29 protein-coding genes are annotated in these 25,062 nt (G+C 51.0%); 1 reads left to right on the top strand and 28 read right to left on the bottom strand.

Annotated features, from left to right (window positions below; translation table 11 throughout):
* Window positions 1-51: 51 nt before the first annotated feature.
* Window positions 52-858 (top strand): hypothetical protein, encoded by an 807-nt coding sequence (locus tag VSQ62_RS20755; protein WP_334636655.1) that lies wholly within the window; start codon window positions 52-54, stop codon window positions 856-858.
* A 45-nt stretch (window positions 859-903) separates the two neighbouring features.
* Here the strand turns inward: VSQ62_RS20755 and VSQ62_RS20750 are convergent, their stop codons facing one another.
* From VSQ62_RS20750 to VSQ62_RS20615, 28 genes are all read right to left on the bottom strand, one after another.
* The gene (locus VSQ62_RS20750; RefSeq protein ID WP_334636654.1) at window positions 904-2,472 is read right to left on the bottom strand and encodes a recombinase family protein; all 1,569 of its coding nucleotides are present in this window, start codon (window positions 2,470-2,472) and stop codon (window positions 904-906) included.
* Window positions 2,472-2,888, bottom strand: a complete 417-nt coding sequence (locus tag VSQ62_RS20745; RefSeq protein WP_334636653.1) for an integrase — start codon at window positions 2,886-2,888, stop codon at window positions 2,472-2,474. Before VSQ62_RS20745 ends, VSQ62_RS20750 begins: the two co-directional genes overlap by 1 nt.
* A gap of 4 nt (window positions 2,889-2,892) precedes the next feature.
* On the bottom strand, window positions 2,893-4,452 hold the full coding sequence (locus VSQ62_RS20740) for a recombinase family protein (protein ID WP_334636652.1): 1,560 nt from the start codon (window positions 4,450-4,452) through the stop codon (window positions 2,893-2,895).
* 52 nt (window positions 4,453-4,504) lie between these two features.
* Window positions 4,505-4,711, bottom strand: a complete 207-nt coding sequence (locus tag VSQ62_RS20735) for an SHOCT domain-containing protein (RefSeq protein ID WP_334636651.1) — start codon at window positions 4,709-4,711, stop codon at window positions 4,505-4,507.
* Between the two features lie 117 nt (window positions 4,712-4,828).
* On the bottom strand, window positions 4,829-5,800 hold the full coding sequence (locus tag VSQ62_RS20730; protein ID WP_334636650.1) for a GH25 family lysozyme: 972 nt from the start codon (window positions 5,798-5,800) through the stop codon (window positions 4,829-4,831).
* A 1-nt stretch (window position 5,801) separates the two neighbouring features.
* A complete protein-coding gene (locus VSQ62_RS20725; RefSeq protein WP_334636649.1) occupies window positions 5,802-6,215 on the bottom strand; it encodes a phage holin family protein in 414 nt (137 codons plus the stop codon).
* A 79-nt stretch (window positions 6,216-6,294) separates the two neighbouring features.
* Window positions 6,295-8,733, bottom strand: a complete 2,439-nt coding sequence (locus VSQ62_RS20720; protein ID WP_334637734.1) for a glycosyl hydrolase family 18 protein — start codon at window positions 8,731-8,733, stop codon at window positions 6,295-6,297.
* 29 nt (window positions 8,734-8,762) lie between these two features.
* Window positions 8,763-9,341 carry a hypothetical protein gene (locus tag VSQ62_RS20715; RefSeq protein ID WP_334636648.1) on the bottom strand — a complete coding sequence of 193 codons (579 nt, stop codon included), beginning with the start codon at window positions 9,339-9,341 and terminating at the stop codon, window positions 8,763-8,765.
* On the bottom strand, window positions 9,342-9,533 hold the full coding sequence (locus tag VSQ62_RS20710; protein WP_118475241.1) for a hypothetical protein: 192 nt from the start codon (window positions 9,531-9,533) through the stop codon (window positions 9,342-9,344).
* A 13-nt stretch (window positions 9,534-9,546) separates the two neighbouring features.
* Window positions 9,547-12,069 carry a phage tail spike protein gene (locus tag VSQ62_RS20705; RefSeq protein ID WP_334636647.1) on the bottom strand — a complete coding sequence of 841 codons (2,523 nt, stop codon included), beginning with the start codon at window positions 12,067-12,069 and terminating at the stop codon, window positions 9,547-9,549.
* Between the two features lie 6 nt (window positions 12,070-12,075).
* Window positions 12,076-12,855, bottom strand: coding sequence for a distal tail protein Dit (locus tag VSQ62_RS20700; protein WP_334636646.1), 780 nt, complete (start codon window positions 12,853-12,855; stop codon window positions 12,076-12,078).
* Window position 12,856: 1 nt separating this feature from the next.
* Window positions 12,857-15,577, bottom strand: coding sequence for a phage tail tape measure protein (locus VSQ62_RS20695; RefSeq protein ID WP_334636645.1), 2,721 nt, complete (start codon window positions 15,575-15,577; stop codon window positions 12,857-12,859).
* 18 nt (window positions 15,578-15,595) lie between these two features.
* Complete coding sequence (locus tag VSQ62_RS20690; protein WP_009242878.1) at window positions 15,596-15,760, bottom strand: hypothetical protein; 165 nt, start codon at window positions 15,758-15,760, stop codon at window positions 15,596-15,598.
* Window positions 15,757-16,134 (bottom strand): hypothetical protein, encoded by a 378-nt coding sequence (locus VSQ62_RS20685; RefSeq protein WP_334636644.1) that lies wholly within the window; start codon window positions 16,132-16,134, stop codon window positions 15,757-15,759. Before VSQ62_RS20685 ends, VSQ62_RS20690 begins: the two co-directional genes overlap by 4 nt.
* Window positions 16,135-16,145: 11 nt before the next feature.
* Entirely contained in the window at window positions 16,146-16,739 is a 594-nt protein-coding gene (locus VSQ62_RS20680; RefSeq protein WP_334636643.1) for a major tail protein, read from the bottom strand.
* A 5-nt stretch (window positions 16,740-16,744) separates the two neighbouring features.
* Complete coding sequence (locus tag VSQ62_RS20675) at window positions 16,745-17,071, bottom strand: hypothetical protein (RefSeq protein ID WP_334636642.1); 327 nt, start codon at window positions 17,069-17,071, stop codon at window positions 16,745-16,747.
* Window positions 17,068-17,454, bottom strand: a complete 387-nt coding sequence (locus VSQ62_RS20670; protein WP_334636641.1) for an HK97 gp10 family phage protein — start codon at window positions 17,452-17,454, stop codon at window positions 17,068-17,070. Before VSQ62_RS20670 ends, VSQ62_RS20675 begins: the two co-directional genes overlap by 4 nt.
* Window positions 17,451-17,783, bottom strand: a complete 333-nt coding sequence (locus VSQ62_RS20665) for a phage head closure protein (protein WP_009242873.1) — start codon at window positions 17,781-17,783, stop codon at window positions 17,451-17,453. The genes VSQ62_RS20670 and VSQ62_RS20665 overlap by 4 nt, the downstream gene beginning before the upstream one ends.
* On the bottom strand, window positions 17,780-18,115 hold the full coding sequence (locus VSQ62_RS20660; protein ID WP_009242872.1) for a head-tail connector protein: 336 nt from the start codon (window positions 18,113-18,115) through the stop codon (window positions 17,780-17,782). The genes VSQ62_RS20665 and VSQ62_RS20660 overlap by 4 nt, the downstream gene beginning before the upstream one ends.
* Before the next feature lie 19 nt (window positions 18,116-18,134).
* Window positions 18,135-19,370, bottom strand: coding sequence for a phage major capsid protein (locus VSQ62_RS20655; protein WP_009242871.1), 1,236 nt, complete (start codon window positions 19,368-19,370; stop codon window positions 18,135-18,137).
* A gap of 15 nt (window positions 19,371-19,385) precedes the next feature.
* Window positions 19,386-20,114, bottom strand: coding sequence for a head maturation protease, ClpP-related (locus tag VSQ62_RS20650; protein ID WP_334636640.1), 729 nt, complete (start codon window positions 20,112-20,114; stop codon window positions 19,386-19,388).
* Window positions 20,111-21,439: a phage portal protein gene (locus VSQ62_RS20645; protein WP_334636639.1), complete on the bottom strand. Its 1,329-nt coding sequence runs from the start codon at window positions 21,437-21,439 to the stop codon at window positions 20,111-20,113. The genes VSQ62_RS20650 and VSQ62_RS20645 overlap by 4 nt, the downstream gene beginning before the upstream one ends.
* A 16-nt stretch (window positions 21,440-21,455) precedes the next feature.
* Complete coding sequence (locus tag VSQ62_RS20640; RefSeq protein ID WP_334636637.1) at window positions 21,456-23,057, bottom strand: terminase large subunit; 1,602 nt, start codon at window positions 23,055-23,057, stop codon at window positions 21,456-21,458.
* A 122-nt stretch (window positions 23,058-23,179) separates the two neighbouring features.
* Window positions 23,180-23,428: a DUF7678 domain-containing protein gene (locus tag VSQ62_RS20635; RefSeq protein ID WP_270470858.1), complete on the bottom strand. Its 249-nt coding sequence runs from the start codon at window positions 23,426-23,428 to the stop codon at window positions 23,180-23,182.
* 5 nt (window positions 23,429-23,433) lie between these two features.
* Window positions 23,434-23,799, bottom strand: coding sequence for a DUF7698 family protein (locus VSQ62_RS20630; RefSeq protein WP_334636636.1), 366 nt, complete (start codon window positions 23,797-23,799; stop codon window positions 23,434-23,436).
* 132 nt (window positions 23,800-23,931) lie between these two features.
* Complete coding sequence (locus tag VSQ62_RS20625; RefSeq protein WP_118475223.1) at window positions 23,932-24,108, bottom strand: DUF5049 domain-containing protein; 177 nt, start codon at window positions 24,106-24,108, stop codon at window positions 23,932-23,934.
* A 1-nt stretch (window position 24,109) separates the two neighbouring features.
* Entirely contained in the window at window positions 24,110-24,334 is a 225-nt protein-coding gene (locus VSQ62_RS20620) for a DUF4314 domain-containing protein (protein ID WP_009242864.1), read from the bottom strand.
* Window positions 24,325-24,993, bottom strand: a complete 669-nt coding sequence (locus tag VSQ62_RS20615) for a virulence protein (RefSeq protein ID WP_334636635.1) — start codon at window positions 24,991-24,993, stop codon at window positions 24,325-24,327. Before VSQ62_RS20615 ends, VSQ62_RS20620 begins: the two co-directional genes overlap by 10 nt.
* Window positions 24,994-25,062: the final 69 nt, after the last annotated feature.

Below are 25,062 nucleotides of genomic sequence, written 5' to 3'. Positions count from 1 at the left end.
GATGTCAGGGGTGTTGAGTGTTCGAGATAGATGTCAGAGGAGGTTTTGTATTTGTTTAGTACTTATGATATACGATCTTCTGCAAATGCCTGTAAAACATTAGTAGGACTAAGCGGAGTCGACATTTCAACTTGGGAAAAATTTGTAGGGCATGAAAGCGAATACAGATATACAGATGATTTAGTGGAAGATGTAATAAAAAGATTCGGACATCTTCCGAGAACATATCTTGATTTTAATTTTGTGTATTTTCACGTGACGACGAGTGCAAACGAGTGTGAAGCCATAAAGAAATATGGAATCTTAGATTTACAGCAAGCATATCTTTGTGACGAATCAGAACTGAGAGTTTTTTTAGACCGGCACGGGATAATAATAAATATAGAGGACGCATTATTGACATATAAGGGGAAAGCCTTTGATATTTCTTATAACGCTGGCAATTGTCCCAGAACAGGTACACAGGAATATTTATGCTGGTCGATTGGAAGAAAGTTCTATTATGATTTTACGACTTGCGGTTTTTTATCGGTATGGGAAAGAAGTCCTTACGGGGGTCAGGTTCATTGCCGCCCGGAAATACTATGGGATATTGACAACCTATTAAGATTAAATTTATCTGAGGAATGGGAGCAGTCGCATTTCCCATATGAAATAGTAGCTCAAGTAAACGGCTTCGATATTGTTTTTGACGGGGACGATGATCAGAGTGATAAGGACAAAGTATTGATGTATTTAACGATGGCTTACGATACCGCTTTTGGAGAGCCATTTGAACATATCCTTCTGATGAAAAACGGTATTCAGATTTCTCCAGATCGAATAATTGAAATAAAACCTTTAACATGTTGGAGGTAAAGCAAACAAGCATCTCAGATAATAAGTCTGTGATGCTTGCTCTTTTTATGCTTCAGTTTCAATTGTGAGGCCGGACTTGAATTCCACTGTGAAGTGGTCGGCAAAGACGGTGATCTTCTCGATGAGCTTCTTTACCAGAGCCTCGTCGAACTCTGTGATGTCTGTTTTCTGCTTGGCGATAAAGTCCTGCAGCTCCTTGATCCGGTTCATAGCTTCTTCCCGGTGGTGGCTGTCGAGTTCGGATTGTTCCTTCTGGTCGCGGAGCCGGAAAATCTCATCGGCGATGGCGTCATAGTCCTGCTTGTTGTTTGCCTTTTTGATGAGCTCTTTTTGCAGTTCCTCAAGCCTCGCCTGAATGCCGTCCGGTGAGAGTGTGTCAGCATTTACAACGGCCTTGGCGATGTTCTGCTGTAAGGTTTCAAGGAAAAAGTCCCGCTCGGTGAGAATCTGGTTAATGGCCTTGATTGTGATTTCTTGCAGCAGGAGCTCGTTTACCGTCCTGTTGGTGCAGTTCTTTTCAGCGGAGGTGGGCTCCAAGCGACTGATGCAGCGCCAGACGATGGACTTGCAGCCGTGGTTGTTCCAGTGAACGCGCCGGTAAAGCTCGCCGCAGTCTCCGCAGAAAACCATCTGTGCAAAACAGTGATTGCAGGAGAAACTGCGCTTCTTGCCTGTCGGGCTGACGTGGACTACCCGGCGACGGACAAGCTCCGCCTGCACCTGCATGAAGAGCTCCTTCGGAATGATCGCTTCATGGTCGCCCTCGACGTAGTATTGAGGAACGGTGCCGTTGTTCTTGATCCGCTTTTTCGTCAGGAAGTCTGTGGTGTAAGTCTTTTGAAGCAGGGCGTCTCCCATGTACTTTTCATTTCGGAGAATCTTGTTGATGGTGCTGGTGTGCCATTTTGTTTTGCCAGCGCCGGTGAGGATACCGTCAGCCATAAGGCCGTCGGCGATCTTATCCATGCTGGAAGCTTCGAGGTATTCACGGTAAATGCGCTTTACGATTTCTGCCTGCTCCGGATCAATGATCAGGTGCCCATCGTTATCCTTGGTGTATCCGAGGAAGCGATTGTGGTTGACCTGCACCTTGCCTTGCTGGTAGCGGTATTGAAGTCCCAGCTTGATGTTCTGGCTCATTGACTGGCTTTCCTGCTGGGCAAGGCTCGCCATGATCGTGATCAGCACCTCGCCTTTAGCGTCCAGTGTGTTGATGGCTTCTTTCTCAAAATAGACAGGTATGTTCTTGTCCTTTAGCTGCCGGATGTATTGGAGGCAGTCGAGCGTGTTTCGGGCAAATCGGCTGATGGACTTGGTGATGACCATGTCGATGTTACCGGCCATGCACTCGTCGATCATTCGGTTGAATTCGTCACGCTTCTTTGTGTTGGTACCGGAAATACCGTCGTCTGCAAATATGCCCGCCAGCTCCCATTCCGGATTCTTTTGAATGTACTCGGTGTAGTGCGTGACCTGAGCCTCGTAGCTTGTTTCCTGTTCTTCGGAATCTGTGCTGACGCGGCAGTAAGCTGCAACACGGAGCTTTTTCTGATCTGATTGTTTTACTGTATTTCCGACCTGCCGTCTGGCCGGAATCACCATTACATTTCTCATTAGCTTACCTCGCTTTCAATGAGGCTGTAGAGGTATTCTACCTGCAGCCTCGGATCTTCATAATGTTGCTCTGCTGCTGCCATGCGAAAGCCGGTAGGAGACGCTGCAGGTGTTGAGTTCTTTTTCTTGTTCAGCCTGCCAAGTTTTCCGGCGCGTTCAAGTCGGATGGCAGCAGCTTTATCGAAGGTTTCCTGATCGATGATGGCAGGGTAAAAATCGTCTCCGAGGTAGTGCCTGTTTTCCATCAGGCGCTTTGCTGTGCCGTGGTAGGTTTCAATGCCAGCAGCGGCAGCAGCCTTGGTCAGTGCCATCCCGGAGATGTAATTCTCATAGAGCTTTCGTATTTTATTGGCTTCATCCTCTTTAATCGTGGCGCAGCCGTTTTCAATGCTGTAGCCGTATGGTGTATGTCCCATGCATTCACATCCTTTCCCGAAGTGTCAGACCGCATTTCAATTCAAAGCACACTTCATTTCTGGAGCGTACAATGATGCGGTTCACATATTCTTTAAACAGGTCATCATCGAATTCCTGAAGCATTCCGCCTTTTTCTGCAAAGTGCAGAAGCGCTGTGGCTGCGGTGACCTTTGTTACATCTCCGGAAACAGCGCTTTTTAAGGCGTTAATCTCATCCCGGAAACTGTCCGCCTGCGAAAGCAGCTCGTTCGTTTCTTTGTTGAAAAGGATCGGGTCGATGATGCCCTGTGTCATGAGCTTTGTTAGCGTCTCGCGCTTTTCTGTGTTCTGCGCCAACAGGGTCTGTATTTCCTGAATGCGCCGAAGCGAGTCATCAGACGATGTGTTTTTCAATGCGTCCACATATGGCTTTAGGATGATCCTGTGCGCGTAGACCAGCTTGTTCATCATGGTGATGAAAGCCTGTTTCAGATCATCGTCTTTTACAAAAAGCATGTGGCATTTATCCTTATCCTTGATATGGGTATTGCAGCACCACGCAGCGTACTTGTATCTGGTGCAACTGTGTATCCGGCGCTTAAAGGTGTCGCCGCACTCGCCGCAGATGATCTTCCCGGAGAAGGTATAGCGATTCTGGTATTTATCACTTCCTTTGACGACACCTTTTTCCGTTGCCCGCTGGTGAATAAAAGCGTGAGCGGCTTCAAAGTCCTCCCGGCTGATGATTGCCTCGTGATGATTCTTGACCATGTACTGCGTCTGCTCGCCGTGGTTGTTGTGCCGGACAAAGCGTGAATCCGAGTACGTTTTCTGAAAAAGGCAGTCGCCGACATACTTTTCATTGGAAAGCATCCCGCGAATGGTTGTAGCCGCCCAGCGTCCGTTTCGCTTGGTAGGAATGCCGCGCCGGTTCAGGTCGTCCGCGATGGCGTGGGTGCCTTTGCCGGAGAGCAGCGATGCGAAGATTTCCTTAACCACAGCCGCCTGCTCCGGATTGATGACCATCTGCTCGCCATCCCAATCGTAACCGTAAGGTGGGTAGCTGACTTTATAGGTGCCGTTCTCGAAGCGTTTCTGGATTGACCACTTGTTGTTTTCCGATATGGAAACAGACTCGCCTTCGGCCATGCTGGAGAGGATCGTCAGAAAAAGCTCGCTCTCCATTGAACCGGTGTTGATATTTTCCTTCTCAAAATAAATCGGAATGTGCAGGGCGAGCAGTTTTCTTACCAGCTCTAAACAGTCCGTTGTGTTTCGGCTGAAGCGGCTGATGGATTTTGTGATAACAAAGTCCACTTTACCGGCCTTGCAGTCGTCAATGAGCCGTAAGAGCTCCGGACGCTTGTCCTTCTTGGTACCAGTAATGCCTTCGTCGTAATAGAGTCCAGCGAACTCCCAGTCATCACGAGATGTGATGTAATTTTCGTAGTGGGTTTTCTGTGCCTCAAGGCTTTCAAGCTGGGCATCGGAATCCGTAGAGACGCGGCAGTAGGCGGCTACCCTGATCTTCTTGAGTTTAACTTTCGAACTCGCTGTTTCCGCGATTTTCGTGACTTTTTTCAAGGGAAGTCCCTCCTTTCCGTACGTCTATACATCACTCTAAAGCGACTACATATCAAGGGATTTTCGGCATTATTTCCGCGAACAAGGGAGAGAAAGTTTCCCGATTGATGGCGGTTAATTTGTTGAATTCAGCCACAGAAATGAGGCCGTCATCGAGCATCTTCTTTGCGATTGTCTGTGCTGTGCGGTAGTCCAGATCGCCCTGAATTCGCTCCTGCGTGAAATATCCAGATTGAACATTTGTGATTTCGTCTGTCATAACATATCCACCTCCAGTTTCCACTGGAGATGAACCGTCGTTTTGAGCGGAGGAAAATAAAAAAAAGCCTGCGGGCATTCCGAAGAACACTCGCAGGCATACAGATTGGGTATTCAGTTATTTCACTCTGATCTTCCAGCCGGTCAGAATGAGGTTGACGTTTTTGATGAGCGTCGGGTTGAGCTTCTGGATTGCGGAAACCGTGGTGCCGTATTTTTTAGCAATTCCGGAGAGGGTATCGCCGCTTTTCACAGTGTAGTAGACATGAGTAGATTCCTGCTTTTTCACCAGAGCATTGACCTTTGCCTGCACGGCAGAATAATCATACCCGGCAGCGGTGAGGCGCTCTTTGCGGTCGGTTCCGTTTCCCCATTTGCCGTCCAGCACTTCCTGCGCCAGCTCGTCTACGGTCTTTGCCGGAGTGACCGGAGCAGGAGTGGTAGACGTGTTGTCATCATACGCAGCCTTTGTATAGCCGTTGAAGCCGCCGCTCCTGATGATGGTCGGATAATCCACTAAGGCGTAATCCATATCCACGTTTCCATTGATACCGTCAACGGAGCCCTTGGAAGAATACTGCCAGATGCCGTAGTCGCCCTTATAGGAGCATTTGCTGGCATACTGCGCTACCCAGTGAGCGTAGGGCGTGAGCTTCGTGTCATCCATACGTTCTTTGAAGCCGGAAACAGCGGAGCCATAGATCCCGACGAAGTATCCGGCATCCTCCATCGTCTTACAGAAAGCAATGGTGGCCTCAGTGATTCCGGCTTTGGCAGAAGCGGGCTGTGCCTCGTTATCCATATAGACCGGATATTCCAGCTGCTTGCCCTTCAGGATATGCAGGAAGCGCTCGGCATCTGCTTTTCCGGCGGCAGCAGTCACGCAGTCTTTTCCGACAAAGTAATAAGCGCCGATGGGGATACCGGCAGCCTTCGCACCTTTGTAATTTGCTTCCCATTTGCTATCCGTATAAAAACCGGCATCGGAGCCGCCAGCCTTGATGATGGCAAACTCGATACCGGCCTTTTTGACCTTATTCCAGTCAATGGTTCCCTGCCAATGACTGACGTCGATTCCTTTTCTCGTCATGTTATTTTTCCTCCTCATCGTGACGGTCGTGGAGCTGCTCCAAGACCTCCTTTAATTTCTCCGGTACCGGCAGGCCGAGATGTGCTGCGTTCTCCGTCAGTGACAGTCCTTCATTAGACAGGTAAAAGAAGATGATCGCCGTGCGGAGCACTCCCGGATGTCCGAGCACCTGAACATCAATGACGTTCCCGATGCCCACCAGCAGGAAGATCAGCACCTTGCGGCAGATTCCCTTAAAGCCGACCTCGCTTGAGAGCTTTTTGTCGGCAATGGCACACATGATGCCGGTAAGGTAGTCGCAGGTCACAAAGATCACCATCGCAATCAAGAGCCCGTCACAGCCGCCTAAGAAATAGCCAAGCCATCCTCCGACAGCAGCAAATACCAGTTGGATCGTGTTCCAGAATTCTTTCATGAGAAAATCCCTCCTTTGTGCAAAATAAAAGCCGCCTGCATTTTGCAGACAGCCTCGTGAACTGTATCCGTGTATGAAGTTATATCTGTTTTGGTAGCGCCTCCCAGAGCCGCATATCCTCCTGTCCCAGCGACCACATGGCAAAGCCTCTCACTCCCCAGCGGTAGGCCGCTTCATTTGCCCAGTAAACGAGCGAATCCACGTCCTGATAGTAGAGGATGGAAAAGCCGTCAGCATCACCGAGAAAGAGCCTTGCTATCCAGATGTCGATGTCCTTTGGCGTGATGGTCACCGTATAATCGTTGCCACAGGTCAGGGCAAGCTCATGGGAGTGGTAGAACTCATAATCCAGAGAAATGCTCTCGCTGCGTGTCGCATCCTCCTCGATATCCGAGGTCAGCGTAAACACCTGAAATTCCGTATCCCATGTGGCGTTCGACCGGCTGATCCTTCCATACTGTGTAAATGTGCCGTCCGGGAAGGTAACATCAAAGCGCTCGTAGGGCTCGTAAGTCCATGCATCGCCAAGGCGGAGCAGCTCGCAGACCGTCCGGTTATCTGACCGGTATCCGGCATAGCCTCCGGAAAAGCCGCTGACCGTAGCTGTGAAGCGCAGCGTATAGGAAGATCCGGAATAGACACGCACCTTGTTTCCACGGATACGCATCTCGACTGTGTACATGGATGGATTGGTACGAAGGTCGGCATTTGCCGTCCACTCTATGGTCTGGCTATAGCTTCCAAGTAGCGTGCTGCCGTTATATAATTCAACGGCCTGTGTGTTGTAATTCAGGCAGCAGAACAGATCACCGCAGAATACTCCGGCCTTGCCACTTCCTGTCGCAGGGAAGGCCAGCCTTGCCCGCAGGTGAATATCGGAAAAGCCGTCGTATCGCCATGCGAGCTTTCCGGAGCCGTCAAGCTGGGAGTAGACGCGGCTTTCGGAATATTCATCTTCGCGCCATACCGTCCAAGAGCCTGAAAGGGTCGTCCAGTAGTTTGTTTGCAGCACACCGTAGTCCCGGAAATCCTCATACCAGATAAGGGCAGAGTCCGGCTTTCGCCTCAGCATTTCGCAGGTGAGCTTGAAAGCTCTGTCCGGCTGACACTCGTTGCCGTCCACGTCGATAAAGTGGCGTGGAGAGAGCGTAAAGGTCGCAGTGCCCGCAGAGGGAGCCTCCGAAAAGCTGCTGCAAACACGGTAGCCGTAAAACTGTACGCCTTTTACATCTACGGATATCACGATGGTGTGCGTTCCGGCAGATAGTGAAATGTTGCTGGCGAGCGTCGTCCAGAAGGTGCTTCTCCAATATGGCCACCAGAGCCTGCTTTCCGTAAAATGCATCCGATTACCGTCAATCGAAACATAAATTCCGTTTTTATCCCAGAAGGGATAGCAGAGCCGGATGGCAATGTCGTAGGTTCCGGCGCTTGAAACGGAAAAGGTATATGTGGCAGAGCCAGCATCACCGAGAGTGGCCACGCCGTTTTCAAAGGATACAATGCCGGAGTAGGAGCTTGTCGTTCCATCCGCATCCACATAGATGGTGCCGAACTCTGTGTGTTGCTCTTTGCTATAAGCCGTCAGATAATGCCGCCTGTTATAGGTTCCGTTCATCAGAGGATACTCATAGCTTGTGACGTCTCTGCCTTCCATGAAGTCGTAGACCTGCGGAAGCGCCCAAGGTACCATGTCGTAATCGTCCCAGTATGCGAGGATCGGGATGAAGGGCTGCGGTGGAGCATCGTCCGTGAAGTTGTATTGCCCGGTCATCCAGTTCTTTGCCGCATAGTAGGTATTTGATGTGCCGCGATAGGTTTTACCGAGGTTTGCAGGAAGATCATAAATCTGCCAGTTCCAGCCGTATGCAGGAAGGCCGAAGAATATCTTCTCCGGATTCATGACTGTGACCGCGTAGTCGTAAATGCCCTCAAGCCAGTCCCTTGGAGAGACGGCTCCGGGAGCAGAGCCTGCCCACGCCATGCCATAGCTCATGATGGCCGCCGTATCGCAGTAAGCGTTGAGGTCGCCGTAAACGCACCAGTTTTCACCTCCGACCGAGCCGTTGATGGAATTCATACCCGGCAGGCAGATATTCATGAGCTTGCTGCTGTCATAACCTTTTACTGTGTTATAGATATTCCGAAACATCGCCGTAGAGGCAGCGTGCGTGGAATATCCGTCGCCTTTCTCAAGGTCAATGTCGATGCCGTCGCACCACGGGTATTTTTCCATAATGCGGATGATCTCCGAAAGGAAGGTATCCTGAGCGCCGTCGGTGTTATCCCGGAGAGCTGCAAAGATACTGTTCGTGCCATCGTTGGATATCGTCAGCAGCCATTTGATGTGTGGCCATCGGTTGATATAGGTCAGCATATTGGAAATAGCCACGCCGCTTTCCGTGATGATACCGGTGCGCGATACCTTAAAAGAAAAGAGACCCACCTGTGACAGGCGGTCTCCATATGCGGCAAGTGCCTGATACATTCTGGAATTGCCCATGAATGTCCAGACCATGCACTTGCGGCCTTTCAAATAATCATAGCTCACAGGGCATCACCTCCGTCCTGCATTTCCTGAAATTCTACATAGATTCGAGCCGATTTTTTATCCTCGACTGTGATTGGGTGCTTGCTGTCACCGGCAGCAGAGTATTGGAAAAAGCCGTCCTTGGCTGTTGCAGCGCCGTTCTTCAGGCACTCCCTCGTAGAAGCGAAAAGGTCAAATTCATCACCGGCAGCCGCTGCCGCTTTGAAAGTTGCCTTATGAGCACCTTCACCCAGCGCAAGCGATATACTCCCGGCAGCCATCGCCTGAATCGGATAGACCTTGTAGTCAAGACCGGCAGCAGTGGAGCCGAGATTGTAGATAATGCAGGTCGCAGCAGAACGGACGATGCCGTTATAAAATCTCTTGCCTGCTTTCGCATCATCGCCATCATATTTTTCCAGAAGTTTTTCGGTATTGATGACAAAGCCTGTGACTTTATCGCCTTCCTGCAGCATCAGGTCGGTAAACCAGACCGAACCGGTGCAATCTGTGATGGTGGGCTTTACCGTAATGTTTACGACGCGCTTAGCCTGCTTTTTTGTAATTGTCTCTGTAAAGCGTGTAAACTCCGGCATTTATCCATCCTCCGTCCATTGAATTTCTGATACATGTCCTACCCAGCCGGTCGCGATGGAGCCGCCCTGCAGGAGCATATCTGTGATATAGACTGTACCGGTGCAGTCTGTCACGCATACCCGTATGGTGATCTTCGTAACGCGGCCATACTGAGGAGAGATATCCTGTGCCACGTGTGTAAATGAAGCCATAGAAATCCCTCCTTTAGATCAGGTCTATAAATCGTGTTTCCGATGTTCCGTCCTCGTATTCAAAGGTCACCTCAATGCCCACCTGTCCATTCGTACCTTTTGAGAGATTCTCGGAGGCAATCTGCGCCGAAAAGGTATAGCACTGCCGGTTGGCGGGCGTTATGGTCTGTGAAAGACTCTTTGTGGTATTCAGAGCACCTTCGCATTTGAAGGAAGCCATGCCGGATACGCCATTATCTGCATCCACGGCAAATCCGGAGTTTTGCCAGTAGGTAAGGCCGGAATCTGCTCTGGAATTACGCAGGTGATTAAACGGCACCAGATCCTTCATTTCCTGACTGTCTATCAGATCGGTAGACTCCAGAGTATCGGCTGCGCTATCCCAGCGTGAGGAGGAATCGCCCAGCTCCCGGAGCGTGGTGGAAAGCTCCAATACGGTATTCCAAGGCTCCTGCAGGTTGTATTCCCTGCGGACGATTCTGGTCTTTACAGACAGGTTCAGGTCGTCATCCTTCACCATGACCGTATCGCCCAGCTCCCATGTTTCATGTTCATAGCCGGTTAATACCGACAGATCCATCGCCTTTAGCACATAGGAGATACGCGGAGAGGCATAGTCCGCAAGTCGCATGTGGGCATATTCCAGCATCTGATACGGATTGGTGAAGTTCGAGCAATCCAGCGTAGCAATTCGTATTTCGGAAGTATAGGTCGTGTCCTGCACATACTCGTTGCCGCCATTGATCGAAGCAAAAGTCATGCCGTCCTTGCCATAGGCGTAAAGCCTTGTAATCAGGCTGGTTGTATCAATGACGCGCTGGATGGATTTCATATTTTTCTTGTAGCAGAACAGCACGCCGGAATCCTCACCGGAGAAGGTCAGGAGCTTCACGATCCTATTTGCGTTATCGAAAATCAGGTCGCCGCCGTGAATGTTCTGTACTGCCCGCAGGATCGCCAGCGCGTTTTTCTCAGAACAAGTCCAAGTACGCTTTGTGGAGACATTAACCGTGCCCACATCCCAGTCAGTTCCCTGAAGAGCATAAGCTATCGGCACATCTGCAGTGTCCGCGTTAAAGGTAATCTCATCCTTTTTCACAGAGTAAGCAAGATCATAGAATGCCGCCTCCGCATAGACTGTGGTGATGGCCTTGCCACTTTCTTCCTTATCATCCGTAATTGTGCGGATACGATAGGTGTCGCTGACAATACGCACGGTCTTTTCGTTATCGATATAGGCGCGTTTGCTGTCCTGAAACGGTAGCTTAAATTCCAGCTCATCCACGCCGTTGATCTCACTGGTCACGATGATGTCATAGGCGTTATCCAGCACAGCTTCCACATTCCCGTCTGAGTCCAGAATGACTGGTCTTGCATAGCCAAGTTTGGTATAGAGCGGCTTTGGATTATCGTACAGACTGATAGATGTCAGCGTAGGCGTCCTTGCTGTATTTGTGGTAGAAAGCGTGACGCGGTATTTGATGTATTTCTTTGCAGGAGATTCCAGCTCGCCGTTTGCACCGACAGCCTGCCACTCTGTCCAAGTGGAGAGGTCATCTGAGGTGGCTGTTTCCACAAGCGAGATAGAGGTCTCTCCCGGAGAGTAATCTGCCTTCACAGAAACTCTGCCGTTGCCAGTCACACCACAGTCCCTTGCTGCAGTAATGAGCTGTCCGCTTGACGGATAGACAGAGTCCGTGGCTCTTAGCGTGACGACATCTGCTGTTGTCAGGGCGTCCACATCACCGGTAAGATCTGAGCCGTTTGCGGAGAGCGATTCCAGAAAATATTCTGCAAGGTCATCAGCTGTAAGATCAGAATTGCAGTCGAGGAACCAGTCATCAAAGCCGCCTGCATACCAATAGGAGTCCGCATGCATTCCCCAGATGAGGTCTGCCACACAGCTACGATTCAGCTCTCCGGTAAAGGTCAGTACGCCTGACTGCCAAACCGTGCCGGAGCTCTTATCGCCAAGGATATACTGCGCTGTCTTGGCATTTGGCTTAATCACGCAGGCAATAAAGTACCAGTAGCCGTTTAGCAGAGAGAATGATGGCGTTACCGACGTATCGAGGATCAGAGAACCGGAGGAGTTATACAGCATAATCCTCGGTTTTCCTCTGATCAGCGACAGATAGAAAATCGGCTGTCCGGAACCATAGCGGGTATTCAAGATCGGAGTATAGGTGTTGCCGACTGAATATGTCGTAGGCTTCATCCAGCCGCCGACCACGATGGTTTCACCGAGGTTTGAGAAGATGCTGCCGTCGTTTTCCACCTTCAGGTAGGTTTTCTCTGAAGAAGGATTATTGATGTTCATCTGGAAGTAGCGACCGAAATTGCCTGTTTTCATATCAGCGGTGGTGCCGCTCCAGTTATGAATATAAGCCTTGCGATCCTTCCCGGAGGAATCCGCCAGATAATCATCTGCATCCGGTTCTGATTCGTTAAAGCGCCAGAGACCGTCAGGAGCCCATGCAGCCGGGAACTCGCCGGTGAAGGCATCTTGGGTATTCAATATATTTTTAAGAGCCATGCAAAATCACCTCCAGCGGCTTCTGGCTTGAATGTTCAGTTCCGTAAATATTGTATTTGTACCGACCGTAGCAATCACGATGGTGTTATCTCCCGTATTTAAGACCGGGAAGTTCAGCTCCGACAGAAGCGGGAGACCGTTTCGAAGTGTTTCTCCGTTGGAATCAACTACTTTTGCTGTCATAAGGTCGGAGTCAATAATCAATGTTTCTCCGGAGGCAAGCCGTCCAATAATCTGAAGCTCGCTGCCGTTTGTGGTTATGGAGATATACGAGTCCGTCCCGGAAGGAATTACACCCTTCAAGGAGTAGACCGGGTAGGACTCGATATTTCCAAGAGCGCGTGAAGCGGTAAAGGTTCCGGTTTTCGCAAAATCGAAGGTTTCATCTGATATAGCATAGCCATAAGGGTCTGGGCAGAAAAATTCCAGATCGAAGGTGCAGGAATTACGTACTGCCCGGTCAAAGGAGAATCCGGACGTAAGCCTTGCTTCATACACTCGTCCCGGTTCCTTGTCCAGAATGAGCTGGCAGAGGCCGTTGTCCGGATTCAGCCATTCGATAATATCGTCCTTCTTTGAAAGAAACTGTGCGTCTGTACTTCCCGGAGGAATGAAGCAGGAAATCAGTATCTTTCGCTCTGATACCGTTTCTCCGAAATCAAATACGCCGTGCCGTCCGGGCATGGTGATCGTGTTGTTTCTAAGCTCCGGCATCCGGTATTCGTTTGTAATCCTTGTCGCAAGTCCCATAGACTGGGAGGTTGTTCCGTTAAATGAAAATCCCATATTACACCAGTCCTTTCGCCCTGCGTCCGGCAGTCAGCAGTGTGTTGAGCTGCTGAGAAATCTTCCGAATATCGTCGTCGCTTCTGACACTCATTTCCTCGATATTGATGAGAGGCTGGTCGCCTGAAACGCTGAGGGTAGCGCTGCCTACTGCATCCTGAATCATGGAGCGCAGCGAGCTCACACCGACCACAGCTTCATCACCAGCTTCACCGCCGCCAAGAAGTGTGCCGCCGCTCTGGCCGAAGATGGTCGCATCCTTTAAGATCATGCCGCCGGACATCGCCTTCTTATACCAGTCCACAGAAAAGTGCGGTATGGATGGCGGGTTCAGCGAAAAGCTGCCTGTGATGGAGAAGTGCGGCAGCTTGATCTTCGGCAGGCTCCAGCTGAAGTTGAACACGCTCTTTAGCTTGTTTACGATGCCGGATACCGTGCTCCAGATCGTATTGAACACATTGGAGATCGTATTTTTGATCCCGTTTATGATATTGGACACCGTGCTCTTGATCGCATTGAAGCCATTGCTGATGCCGGACTTCATGGTATTAACTACATTCATGACCGCGCTCTTTATGCCATTCCAAACGGAGGTGACCACGCTCTTTACGGCATTGAAAATCGTAGAGGTCGTAGTCTTTATGGCATTCCATGCGGTGGTGATGACCGTTTTTATGGCATTCACGACAGTTTCAACAGCTGTTTTTATCGCATTCCAAACAGTAGTAACCACGGTCTTTATCACATTCAGAACGGTTTCGATGATCGTCTTGTAGATATTGAAATAGGTGGTCACCACAGTTTTGATTACATTGAATATGGTTTCAAAAAAGCTCTTGATGCCATTCCAGATCGTAGAGATAACAGTCTTTATGGCATTCATCACGGTTTCGACCGTGCTCTTTATCGTGTTCCATGCTGTGGTAAGAAAACTGCTGATTGCATTTACCACGGTGGTGAAGGTGTTCTTTATTGCCTCCCAGATACTGACGAAGAAGTCCTTGATCGCCGTCCATACAGTAATGGCGATTTCTTTAACCTTCTCCCAGAGGTTGATCCAGAATTCTCTGAAGCCCTCGCAGTTGTTCCACAGGTAGATAAATGCAGCTACCAGCAGGCCAATGGCTGTAATAATCAGGCCTATCGGATTTGCCGCCATGACGGCATTCAGGCCTGCCATCGCCGTCTTTACTCCAGCCATAGCAGTGGTAACAGTAGGAATAATTGTCATAATCGTACCAACAGCGGATATAACTTTGCCGACGATTACAAGTACCGGCCCGATTGCAGCAGCCACGAGCGCAATTTTTACGATCATCTGCTGCATAGGCTCTCCGAGGTTGTTCCACCATTCGGCGAGGGATTTCAGCTTGTCAGAGAGCTCTTTAAGGACAGGAGCGAGAACTGACATCAGGGAGTTGCCGACCTCCGCACCGGTTTCCTTCAGAGAGTTCATGGTCATCTGAAACTGGTCAATCGGGTCGAGTGTCTCATTGAAGGTATTCTCGACACTGCCTTCAAAATCTCCGAGGAAGCCGGAGAAATCCGACAGGTTGAGCTTTCCGGTCTGCACGGCATTATAAATGGAGGCACCGGCCTTACTTCCGAAGAGGTCATAGGCCGCCTGCAGCTTTTCTGCATCGCTGCCGCTTCCCTGCATAGTAGTAGAGAATTCCGCAAGCACCTGATCCAGCGTTTTGCCGTCTGCCGTTGCATTTTTCATGGCGGTCTTTAAGCCCATCATAGCGGCAGAGGTATCAAGGCCGGACATTTCCACCATGCCCATAAAGCCAGCAGCCTGCTGGGCGGTGAGCCCCATTTCCTTTAGCTGCGCGGCATTGGAGGAGAGGGCGCTTGCCAGTGTATCCATATCAATGCCGGTGGCCTGACCGGTAGCATTTAAGGCATCCAGAAGATTATCTGCCTCGGAAGCGTCCATGCCGAAGGCGTTCATGACGGAGGATACATTGTCGATAGATGTCGAAACATCGGTATCATTGAGCTGGGCAAACTTGATGAATTTTGCCGAGAGGTCATCCAGCGCCTGCCCGGTCAGGCCGAAACGGGTGTTGACCTCGCCGACAGCAGCACCGGCAGTTTCGAAGTCCGTCGGTATCTCTGTGGCGAGGTCTTTTACGATCTGGCACATGTCCTCCAGCTCATCGCCGGTAGCGCCCGTTTTCTGTGCAACGATGTCGAGGCCAGCGTCCACCTCGTTAAAGGCAGCAATGGAGGCAGCGCCGATGGCGACTATGGGAGCCGTGACATGTGTAGAGAGACTTGTACCGACATCAGATATTTTCCCGCCGACCTCTTGCAGCTTGGTGCCGGTTGCCTTGAGTGTCGCGGTGATTGAAGTATCAGTATTTTTACACTGCTGTTCGAGGCTTCTGAGCTCGTTTTCTGTCTCTATGATCTCACGCTGCCATGCATCATATTGCTGCTGGGTGACGGTACCGTTTTTTAGTCCAGCATCCATCTGGTCTTGCACGGACTTCAGCTGTGTGAGCTTTTCCTTCGTTTCGGAGACTGCCTGTTGTAGGAGCTTCTGTTTCTGTTCGAGCAGCGTGGTATTTGTCGGGTCGAGCTTCAGGAGCTTGTTGACATCCTTCAGCTGCGACTGTGTTGATTTGATTTCCTTGTTTACACCGGATAGGGCTTTGGAAAGGCCGGTCGTATCGCCGCCGATTTCCACGGTTATGCCTTTTATTCTGTCAGCCATGCGATGACCTCCTTCCTGTTAAAATCGATCCATCTGCTCCTGTGTCGCGAGCGCAGGATAGTTGTAATCGTCGTTGCTCATTTCTGCGTACATGTCATTGACAGTCCCGATGGTGAGCAGGTCAAGCTCCGAGATGGAAAGCCCGATCTGCACGCACCGGAGTAAAAAGAGCGGGGTTGTCATTTCCCGCTCTGTCGGATGATGTTTTTTTTAGACTCCACCTGCTGTTCCACATTCAGTCCCCACAGCTCGATGATCTGCGGCAGGATTTCATAGATGGAGAAAGTGTTGAACTGGTCGAGCCAGTCCTCCGGAGTATCCGGGACATCAGGATTCTGATGCTTTGCCATCAGCCATGCGATGTTCTCAAAAAGTTCCAGACTGAAAGTGTCCAGATTGGAGCTTTCTGCATCGTTTTCTTCGATGCCTTTCTGTAGCTCGTTTAAATCCTTGTATATGTCCCTGTGGAACTTGTTTCTGTATAGGCGAGGAATGGCGGCAGAGGCGCGGAATTGTACCTCCTTGCCGTCAACCTCGATTGTTTTTGTTACAGCCATATTGCGCCTCCTTACTCACCGTCGTCACCGTTGCTTACCGAAGCACTCGGCTCATATACAGCGTTGTACCATGCGTCGTAAACAGTGCTTGTAGTGTTCGTGCCGGTTTTGACCTTCACAATGCCGGAAGGGAGCGGAGAAGCCGTAATGGAGAGCGTCTCTGTCTGCACCTCAGTAGAGTCCTCCTTGGTGCTGCCGGTGACGGAAGGGCGGGTCGCGCTGCAGTAATACATGCAGTGACGGATCTTTCTCTGATCGCCGGAGAACTCGAAAAGCAGAGCAAAATGCTCCGGCTCCACGTCCTTGTTCTCCACAATGACACCGTTGGCATCTTCGGTCTCGTGCATGACGTCCGTGAGAAAGCTCTCCGGAATCAGCGCCAGCTCAAAGTCGCCGGAATAACCGTTGTTGTTTGAAACCATGTAATATACGGAGTCGTCCGCATAAAACGGATCATTATCTCCCTCAGCATCCAGCGAAAGGGATACGGCACCGGGCATTGCTACAGGCGTGCCAAAGGTAACAGTACCGTCAGCGGCAAGCGTAGCAATTGCGTAGTGGCAGTTTTTAAGGCCGAACTTGACCTTGTTACTCGTGTTAGACATAGTTTTTAACCTCCTATAATCTGTGTTTGATATAAGACCTCGTACAGCTTCTCCGACTCGATCCATACCTCAGATTTCTCATAAGGCAGGTCGTGGGCGATTAAGATGTTCTCGATCTGGGTTTCTGTTTCCGAGTCTTTTACGTCCGTGTATAATTCGATGTTCAGTTCATCAATTTTCTTGAACACCGTGTCATCCGCGAACATATTGTCAGAGCCCGGATATAGAAAAACGAGGAAGGGTGGGTCTGGTGACTCGCCTTCGGCAAAGTGGTCGTAGGCAAGCGGCAGACCGGCTTCCTCTAACATGGTGATTACATCGTCGTATGTCATGATCCACCTCCCAGTTTCTGCTTGATTGTATTGACGAGCTTTTCGTTTCCGCGCTCCTCGGCTGAGGCGATATGAGGCTGCGCCGGAACACGTCCACCGCCACGTTTCACATGCCCGTGCTCCAGAAGGTGTGCCAGCTGATAGCGGTTTCTCGAATGCACCACGAGGCCAATGCTCTGTGAATCCTCATGCATATTCTTGACCGACCAGCTTTTCTTGTATTTGCCGGTATCGACCGGAGCGCCAGTCTGAATATCCTTGCGGACGGAAGCGGCAGTCTCTTTCACGGCAGCCTTCAGGTCATCTGTAGCGAGCTTTGAATATTTTTCGAGTTCCTCCATAATGGCGTCGCCCATCTCGCTTATTGATACATTTCTACTCATGCGTTCTTCTCCAGCTTGCAGTTGAATTTCAGGCTGTTATGCTTATAGCCCATCGGATTCACATAGGTGATGTTGTAGGTGCGGCCTTCCGCGATGATCCGGTATTTTGTCGATTCCACATCCGCAAGCTCAGAGCAGTAGCGGCAGGTGAAGTCCAGCGATTCCTCCGGATTGATGACTACACCGGAAGATTCGGAACCGGAGCTCGTGCCGACAGTCGCCCAGCAGGAAAAATAATCCGCCCAGCCGGTTTTGTGGTTTCCGTATTTGTCGACGATGACCGTATTTTTCTGGAAGGTGACTCGCACCCTCATAGCTGCTATATTCATGAAAACGCTCCTTCCCGTATTGCAAAAAGAAGAGAGCGCAGTGTCATGGTAAGAGCATGGTGGTCGGCTTCCTCCCTGTGCTCAAAGAGATAGGCACAGGTATAGAGGATAGCGACCTTCATGGTTTCACGGATTGCAGACAGCTCCGCCTCGGTATATTCATCAGAAGAAGCGGCATCGGAGTCGATCACTTCCCACTGATCATCCGTAAGTCTTGCAATATCAATACATAAGCGAATTGCGGAGGCCAAGAGGATACCGACCGTGGCATCCTCATCCGACGAATCTACGCGCAGATAGGCCTTCGCATCTTCAGTTGAAATCAAAGCCACGGTCGTTCACCTCCCTGTCTTAAGAACCGGAAGTTGCCTTCATGTCGAGAATCTTGATGCCTTCGGAAAGGATCAGCTTGCCGTCAACACGCTCCGTGCAGGTAAAGCCGACCTGACCGTTGGTAGCGTAAAGCTCGTTGAGACGCTTGATCGTGCGACCGGCTCTATCAGCGATCCAGTAGCAGGAGAAGTCGCCGAATGCGATGGCTCTTGCGCCTGCGGCCATTGTAGGTACCTTCGGAGAGGTGTAGAGCGGATAGCCAAGCAGTCTGTCGGGCTCTCCGGCAGTAAGTGCAGGCTGCCATACATAGACGCCGTTCAGATCCTTGAGCTTTCTGATAGCTGCGACAGTGGCATCGTTCATGAGGAACTTCGCCTTGCTGCGATAAGGAGCCTTGAGAGAGTACACAAGGCTGATCAGCTCATCGGCGGTAATTGCCGTAGCGGAAGCTGCGGTAACGCCGGAAGGAGCACCACCAGCGGCAGAAGGGATGAACAGGCCAGTAGGTCTGTCGATAGCCGTCTGGCCGGTCTGCACAGCACCGTTGATGAAGGCATCCTCTTCAGCTTCACCGAAGGCGCGACCGAATTCCTCAGAGATGTAGCCCTCGATATCAAAGAAGCTGTCGGAAAGCAGCTCGTCGGACACCTTAATGAGGTCAGTCAGCTTGAAAGCGTCAATGCTGGTCTGAGCGAAGGTCGGATTGCTCTCGGTGTAGGCACCGTTCTCGGCAGTCCACGCCGCCTGCGTGTGGCCATTTGCCACAGGGATCTTGCGTTCGTTCTGTGTGGTAATGACCTTGCAGCCGATAGTACGCATGATGTTGTTTTCATTAAGCGCCTGAACAAGGGTGTGCTCGAATTCAATCGGAACAAGGTATCCGCCGTTTGCATCGGTTCCTTCCTCAAGTACATCGCGGATTGCAGGATTGCCGGGATGACGGATGTTGTCCCAGAAGGCCTTCTTGTAGGCTGCAGAAGCTCTGCCGGGCTTATCCTCCGGTTCATCCTTTACACCGGGCTTTCCGGTGAGCGGAGTAGAAGTCGGTGCACTCATCATCTTGTCGATCTGCTCCTGACGCTGCAGGCGCTCGATATCCTTGGTGAGGTCGGTGACTTCCTTTTCCATCTTGTCGTAGGTTGCGGCATCCTCCGCAGAAACCATGCCGCCGTTCTGAGAGTGGCTATTAAGAAACGCCTTAGCGGCCTCCCATGCCTTCGCTCTCTTGTCCATGAGTTCCATAATCTGAGTCATAGTAAAAATCCTCCTTTAATGTGCGAGAAGCGAAAGGCGCTTCTCAAGATCGGTTACTGGTACCATGTGTTTATTTGCTTCCGGCTTCTTCTTAGGAATCAGTCGGGAAAGCAGCGAATCAGTGACAGCCTTGCGGGAGAAAAGCATCTCCGCGTCAGCCGTATCCTCCGGGACAGATTTCTCACCATCCCTGAACAGAATCTCGTCAGCAAAGCCGAGCTTCACGGCCTCCTTGGCGTTCATCCATGTCTCAGTATCCATGAGCTGTGAAATCTTGTGGCGGGAAAGCCCGGACTTGATTTCGTAGGCATTCATAATGGATTCCTTGACTTCGTTTAACATGTCGATGGCTTTCTGCATTTCCTCGGTATCACCGATGGCGATGGTCGCAGGGTTGTGTACCATCATCATGGCCACGGGGCTCATGCAGACCTTTGTTCCGGCCATAGCAATAACAGATGCCGCCGAAGCAGCAAGAGCGTCAATCTTGACCGTCACATCATGCGGGTAATCCATCAGCATGTTGTAGATCTGCGCAGCAGCAAAAACATCACCGCCCGGAGAGTTGATCCAGAGGGTGATGTTTCCATCGCCTGCATGCAGTTCATCACTAAATAGCTTGGGTGTTACTTCGTCGCCGAACCATGTCTCATCGGAAATTTCCCCGTCGAGGTAGAGTGTTCGGTCGGAGCCAAAACTGTCCGGCTCCTCGTTTCGCACCCAGTTCCAAAACTTTCTGGTCATAGTGCCTCCTTCTTACTGAACCGGGTGCGCCCGTCTTCGGGTTCCGGTTCGGTTTGTGTTTCCTTCGTTTCATCAGCTTCCTCCTGCGTCTGTGCCGAGACCGCAAAAATGCCTGCGTCCTTGAGCTTGGTCATATTGCCATTGATCAGGTACAGGTCGCCGCCTTCCTCCTCCGGAATACGGTCGAGGTTTTCAAGCTCCCTGATATCGTTAGCGGACATCCAGCCATTCTGACGTCCGACCGCATAACCGTTCATGCGGCTCTGGTAGTCGCCTCTGAGAAGCCCGTCCACATTGAACTTAAAGAAGTATTCCTTCTTTTCATCCAGAGAGAGCAGGGCTCTCTGCATGGACTGTTCCCAGCGGCATACCCACGGGTCGAGCGTGTATTTTACGAATTCCAGCGACTGTTGCTCGATATTTGAGAAGCTCGATTTCTCAAGGTCGCCGATCATGTGAGGCGGGATACGGAAGATACGTGCGATCTCATTGATCTGGAATTTCCTTGTCTCCAAAAACTGCGCCTGTTCCGGTGAGATGGAGATAGGCGTATATTTCATACCTTCCTCCAGCACAGCTACCTTGTTAGCATTAGAGCTGCCGCCGAAGGCAGAGTTCCAGCTTTCTCTAACACGCTCCGGATCTTTAACCACACCGGGATGCTCCAAGATGCCGCCGGGAGTCGCACCGTTTGCAAAAAACTTAGCTCCGTATTCTTCGCAGGCTATTGCCATGCCGATGGCATTCTTAGCCATTGCAATCGGGCTGTAGCCCACAAGACCGTCAAAGCCAAGGCCGGGAACATGCAGTACGTCGGACGGCTGGAGCCTTACACGACTGCCGTTCATCGTGTGCGCTTCGTCCTGCGATGTTTGGTATTCGTAATAAAGCTCTCCGTTTTCATCACGGTTGACCGTCATACGATTTGGCATCAAAGGATAGAGCGCGACCACTTCACCTTTGCCGTTCCGAATGATCTGCGCGTAGGCGTTTCCCCACAGGAGTAGGTGCGTCATCAATGTTTCCCGGAATACAAAGGATGTCATTTCCGGATTTGGCTCATCGTGAAGCAGGAAGTATAGCGGATGATTTATCGCTTTTTCCTTGCTGCCGCCTTCGCCGTATCGATAGAGGTGTATCGGCAGGCCTGCAATTGCCTCGGACAGAATCCTCACGCAGGAGTAGACCGCCGTCATCTGCATGGCGGAGCGTTCCGTTACCGCCTTGCCGGAGGTAGTCCCGCCGAAGAAGAAGCGGTAGGAGCTTCCGGTTGTTGAATTGGTAGGCTTATCTCTTGAACGAAACAGTCCTGAAAATATGCTCATATTGATCACCTGCCTTTCAGATAAATAAAATGCCTCTGTCGTCATAGACAGAAGCACCGTTGTCATTGCCGCAGCGGATCGCACGGTCAAGCGCCATGATGGTGGCGATGGCTCCGTCGATCTTCTCTGTAGATTTTTCCTTGTCAGCCTTGATATTTCCGGCTGGGTCAGTACGGATGAAGATGTTATCCATATTCCAGCGGAGAACAGGATGACCGCCGTGGGCGAGCTTTTGCTCAAATGTCAGCTTCATGAGCTCCTTTGTGGGCGGGCTCATATCCTTAAAGCCCTGTCCGAAGGGCACGACAGTAAAGCCCATGTTCTCCAAGTTCTGAACCATCTGGACTGCTCCCCAGCGATCGAAAGCTATCTCGCGAATATTGAAGCGCTCGCCGAGGCGTTCGATGAATTTCTCGATATAACCATAATGGATGACGTTGCCTTCGGTAGTCTGCAGCACGCCTTCCTTCTCCCAAGTATCGTAGGGCACATGATCGCGTCTCACGCGAAGATCCAGCGTATCCTCTGGCACCCAGAAGTACGGGAGGATTACATACTTGTCGTCTTCATCCCGTGGCGGGAATACCAGCACAAAAGATGTAATATCCGTAGTGGAGGACAGGTCAAGACCGCCATAGCAGACACGTCCTTCGAGGTCATCCTCATTGACCAGAAAGGCGCAGGCGTCCCATTTATCCATTGGCATCCAGCGTACAGCCTGCTTTACCCATTGATTAAGGCGCAGCTGCCTGAAGGAATTCTCTTCACCGGGGTTTTGCTTTGCCGATTCGCAGGCCGCTTCTACCTTGTCAATGCCGACCGTGATACCGAGAGAGGGATTTGCCTTTTTCCACACCTCCGGATCAGTCCAGTCCTCATCAGGTTCCGCGCCGTAAATGACCGGATAAAAGGTTGGATCGACCTTCCTGCCGTCGAGGATGTCCTGCGCTTTCTGGTGGACTTCATAGCAGATGGTGTTTGTGTCATTCCCTGCAGTGGTAATCAGGAAATACAGCGGCTGCATTCTGGCATCACCGGAGCCCTTTGTCATTACATCAAAGAGTTTCCGGTTTGGCTGGGTGTGCAGCTCATCAAATACCACGCCGTGGATATTAAAGCCGTGCTTACTGTAGGCCTCAGCGGAGAGCACCTGATAGAAGCTGTTGGTAGGCTCATAGATGATCCGTTTCTGGGAGGCCAGTATTTTGACGCGCCGATTAAGCGCCGGGCACATCCTTACCATATCCGCAGCAACATCAAAAACGATGGTGGCCTGCTGTCTATCGGCAGCGCAGCCGTAGACTTCGGCGCGTTCCTCACCGTCACCGCAGCAAAGGAGCAGGGCGACAGCGGCAGCCAGCTCTGACTTTCCCATCTTCTTTGGAATTTCGATGTAGGCCGTATTGAACTGACGGTAACCGTTCGGCTTCAGGACACCGAACAGGTCGCGGATGATTCGTTCCTGCCAGTCGATGAGCTCGAAGGGTTTTCCTGCCCATGTGCCCTTGGCGTGGGTGAGCTGCTCGATGAACATCACAGCGAAGTCCGCCATCTGCTTGCTGTAGTGAGAAGTCTCTGCCATGAAGCGGGTCGGCTTATAGTTTTTCAGTTTTCGCATTGGCACGGTGGCCGCCTCCTTTCAGGGTAAAATAAAAGACCGCTTAAGCGATCCGGTATCAGTACGAGAGAAAGAGCCTTCTGGCTCAGTCTCCCGGAATATTCATATTCAGGGTTTTATGTTTAGTTGTGGTTATCCAGCAGGATGCAAAGCGCCATCTCTGCTTCCTTGCAGGTGGGATGAATGTCCCAGCCTCTGTCGTAGTTGCAAACGGTCTCGCCGTCAATCTTGATCATGAGCTTGCTGATCCTGCCTCCGTTAATGCCGTAGGTCTCGCTTGGCTCGTCGTAGTGTTTTACCCAGTAGTGACACTTGGTGTATTTTTCCTTGTCCTTGGCATCCGGGATGCCGATAACTCCTTCGCTCCACATTTTCCTTACGCCTCCTTTACCGTCATCTTGAAAGCCGGGATGAGGGCGTGCTCGTCGCTTCCGAAGTGGGTGTAGCGCTCCTTGACCTTTACAATTCCGTCCAGTGTGCAGCTGAGCTCCTCAAACTTTGCAATGGTCTCGATAAGGCTTGAGAAGGTGGAGCTGATGGTGAATTCCTTCACTCCGAGCTTCCGGCAATCTGCAAGGATCGCTTCGATGTCGTAATCCCAGATGACTTCGGCGAAGTTCGGCAGGTCGTTTCCAGCTTCCTTACTGTAAAGGTAGGCCTGTCCCAGTGTCCACTGGCATCCGATTTCTTCCCAGCACATTCCGGGCTTCGCGTTTTCTATGGCTTCGATTGTGTACTTCATGGTGGTTCCTCCTTGTGGTTGTTTTCCCTTTTGGTATGTACATATATCACTCTGAACGCCTGTAATAGCAAGCTATTCATCGAAATATATGTGACAATCCTGCGGGAACATTTGAGGCCTAAATTGTGTAGTTTATGCCTCGCCGGACATGATGAATTTCACGTATTCAGACCGGTGATCCTCAAGGTATAAAACCAGCTCGTAGAAGTCCCGTTCATAGGCCAGCCGCTGCACCGTGTTCACATCGAACATATTTGTAAGGCCGGTATCCCGTATGGCGAGGATCTGCTCCTTTACCTTTTCGTCCATATCAGTCCACCACCTTTCGCACACGGTCAATGCCGTAGATGACATTCAGGCCGGAGCCGTTGTCCCAGTTCACCATAAGGCTCCCGGTATCGTCGACTCCCGTAACGGTTCCCTTGGTGCCGATGGGCGGTGCCTGTACATCGTCCATCTGGAGAAGCTCCACGCGGGTGCCTGCCGGGTAGCGGGAGCGGAGCGCTTCAAGCTGCTCTTTCGTGATCATTCGCATGCTGCCACCTCCTTTTCCGGTGCGCCGTTCTTCCAGCTGGAGTTGCCGGAGAGGTTCTTAAGGAGAATCTTGCGCTCTGCCTTATATTCGTTTCCGATGAAGCCAAGCCGCAGGAGGAAGCAGCGGAATGCGTACTTCTCGTTGTCGACTTCCTTTTCGGTGGCACTGATACGCTTCAAATCCCGGCTCATCTTGCCAAGGGCGGCAATGAAGTGGGTGTAGGCCTTGACCTCGTCCGGCTCCGGCAACTCAGGGAACCAAGGGAAGCTGACCGTATCTTCTGAGACCTCAATGCAAAGGTCGTCAATGCCGAGTGCCTTCTTGATGAGGCTTTCCTTGGCTGTGAGTAGGTTGGTGAGATTTCCGACCGCCACCTTGTCGAGCGGGAGGCTGACCGTAAGGCCGGTGGCTTCGTCGGCGCTTTCAACCACCTCGGTATCTTCCGGTGTGAAGCCATCCGAGATCAGGCTGTGGATGATGCGTTCCAGCTTGTCAGCGTCCTCGCAGGTTACGCCGCCTTCTTTGTCGACCGTGACGTCGCCGATCTCGTAAGCACAAGTCGGCATACGCATGTAGACTGCCTTGTCGCCGGTGAGTTTTTCAATGGCCGCGACCAATGCTTTTCTGTCGTTTCCGGTTACGTTGTAATTTGCTTTCATGAGTGTGTTCCTCCTTTGTTAATTAAGGTTTTTAACTGTGCCTTTCGGCATGTATATACATCACTCTGA

It is taken from the genome of Sporofaciens sp. JLR.KK001 (assembly GCF_036941055.1).
GTDB lineage: Bacteria > Bacillota > Clostridia > Lachnospirales > Lachnospiraceae > Sporofaciens.
This window is presented reverse-complemented; position numbering and strand designations above follow the sequence as displayed.